The sequence below is a fragment of the uncultured Amaricoccus sp. genome, assembly GCF_937858865.1.
Lineage (GTDB): Bacteria > Pseudomonadota > Alphaproteobacteria > Rhodobacterales > Rhodobacteraceae > Amaricoccus.
This window is the reverse complement of the sequence record NZ_CALLYO010000478.1, coordinates 1-2,386: the sequence shown is the minus strand read 5'-3', so window position 1 is coordinate 2,386 and position 2,386 is coordinate 1. Positions and strand designations below refer to the sequence as shown.

General features: G+C 70.3%; 2 protein-coding genes. Both read right to left on the bottom strand.

Annotation, left to right across the window (positions count from 1 at the left end):
- Window positions 1-106 precede the first annotated feature (106 nt).
- Entirely contained in the window at window positions 107-1,141 is a 1,035-nt protein-coding gene (mgrA, locus tag Q0112_RS14000; RefSeq protein WP_297976295.1) for an L-glyceraldehyde 3-phosphate reductase, read from the bottom strand.
- Between the two features lie 2 nt (window positions 1,142-1,143).
- On the bottom strand, window positions 1,144-2,280 hold the full coding sequence (locus Q0112_RS13995) for a Gfo/Idh/MocA family oxidoreductase (RefSeq protein WP_297976293.1): 1,137 nt from the start codon (window positions 2,278-2,280) through the stop codon (window positions 1,144-1,146).
- Between the last annotated feature and the right edge of the window lie 106 nt (window positions 2,281-2,386).

Sequence of the window (2,386 nt, the reverse complement as noted above, 5' to 3'; positions counted from 1 at the left end):
TGGAATGCGGCCGGAAAGGGGCTGGAAAGCGGCCATACGATTTGCGGCCGTGACCGGAGGTTAACGGGGGCCGCGGGGACCGCGGCCGCCGGGCGGATCGTCAACGTCATCGGGCCTCGGAGGAGCGCGCCCAGAGGTTGATGTCCTCCTCGTTGGCGTTGCGGTCGATCTCGGCGAGCTCGGCTTCGGTGAAGTCGAGGTTCCGGACGGCGCCGGCGCAGTCCTCGACCTGGGACGGGCGGGAGGCGCCGATCAGGGCGGAGGTGATGCCGCCGCCGCGCAGCACCCAGGCGATGGCCATCTGGGCGAGGGTCTGGCCGCGGGCCTCGGCGATCCCGTTGAGCTTGCCGATGTTGGCGAGGGCGCGGTCGTTCAGGAACTCGGGGCGGAGCGACTTGCCCTGGGTGGCGCGGCTGCCCTCGGGGATGCCGTGCAGGTATTTGGCGGTCAGCATGCCCTGGGCGAGAGGGGTGAAGGCGATCGAGCCGATGCCGAGCTCGCCGAGCGTCGCCTTCAGGCCGTCGCGCTCCACCCAGCGGTTGATCATGTTGTAGCTCGGCTGGTGGATCAGGCAGGGGGTGCCGAGGTCCCGCAGGATCGCGGCCGCTTCGCGGGTCTTCGCCGAGTTGTAGGAGGAGAGGCCGGCGTAGAGGGCGCGACCGGAGCGGACGGCGGTGTCGAGGGCGGACATCGTCTCCTCGAGCGGCGTGTCGGGGTCGAAGCGGTGGGAGTAGAAGATGTCGACGTAGTCGAGGCCCATGCGCTTCAGGCTCTGGTCGAGCGAGGAGAGCAGGTACTTGCGGCTGCCCCACTCGCCGTAGGGGCCGGGCCACATCCGGTAGCCGGCCTTGGTCGAGACGACGAGCTCGTCGCGGTGGCCGGCGAGGTCGGTGCGGAGGATCTCGCCGAAGGCGGTCTCGGCCGAGCCGGGCGGGGGGCCGTAGTTGTTGGCGAGGTCGAAGTGGGTGATGCCGGCGTCGAGGGCGGCGCGGATGATGGCGCGCTTGGTCTCGTGCGGGGTGTCGCCGCCGAAGTTGTGCCAGAGGCCGAGGGAGACGGCGGGGAGGAGGAGGCCGCTCGCGCCGCAGCGGCGGTAGGGCATGCGGCCATCGTAGCGGTTCTCGTCGGGTGCGTATGTCATGGTCATGCCAGGAGGGAGCGGGCGGCCTCGGGGTCGAGGGGCGCGGGACGGGTGCAGGTGGTGGTGAGGTCGACGAAGGCGCCGGTCTCGCCGGAGCGGAGGATCGAGGTCATCACGTCGATGCCGTGCAGGGCGCGGTCGAGGCCGCAACGGGCCTCGCGGCCCTCGAGGATGGCGAGCGCCATGTCGGCGAGGCCGGCGGTGCGGTAGTTGGCGAAGCTCGCGGTCGGGCGGACGTCGTTCGGGACGGCGAAGGGGTGGTCCCACATCGGCACTTCCTCGGCGGGCTGGCCGGGCTTCACCAGCTCGACCTTGCCGCCGAACCAGTTGGGGTCGGGCACGACGAGGGCCCCGTCGGTGCCGTAGAGCTCCATCGGGCGGTGGCCGTGGCCCCAGACGTCCCAGCTGGCGCCGAGGGTGACGGTGGCGCCGCTGGCGAACTCGAGCAGGGCGTGGATGGTGGTGGGCGTCCTGACCGGGATGGTCTGGCCCTTGAGCGGGCCCTCGGCGGTGACGGTGCGGGTCGGGGTGGCGGAGTTGGCGATGGCGGCCACGCGCTTCACCGGGCCGATCAGGTTGATGAGGTTGGCGACGTAGTAGGGGCCGACGTCGAGGACGGGGCCGGCGCCGGGGAGGAAGAAGAAGGTCGGGTTGGGGTGCCACATCTCCATGCCGTGGCTCATGACGTGGGCGGTGCCGGAGGTGACGGTGCCGATCGCGCCGTCGTCGATCAGCTTGCGGGCGAGCTGGTGGGCGCCGCCGAGGAAGGTGTCGGGGGCGGAGCCGACGCGCAGGCCCTTGGCGTCGGCGATCTGCTTCAGGCGCTGGCCCTCGTCGATGGTGAGGACGAAGGGCTTTTCGGAGTAGACGTGCTTGCCGGCCTCGAGCGCGCGGAGGGTGACGCCGTAGTGGGCCTCGGGGATGGTGAGGTTGATGACGACGTCCACGTCCGGGTCGGCGAGGAGGGCGTCGGCCGTCTCGGCCTTCACGCCGAACTCCTTCGCGCGGGCCTCGGCGGCGGCCATGTTGATGTCGGTGCAGGCGCGCACCTCGAGGCCCCTGAAGAGGGGGGCGAGGCGGAAGTAGGCGGCGGAGATGTTGCCGCAGCCGATCACGCCGATGCCGAGCGTTCGGGTCATTGCTGTCTCCTCGGAGGTTCGCCTGCGTGGATTTCGCACGCGAAACCTAAGTCAAGATACTGATCGAGCTAGATAATTTTGTCAGCTTTAACGCGGCCTTCACACT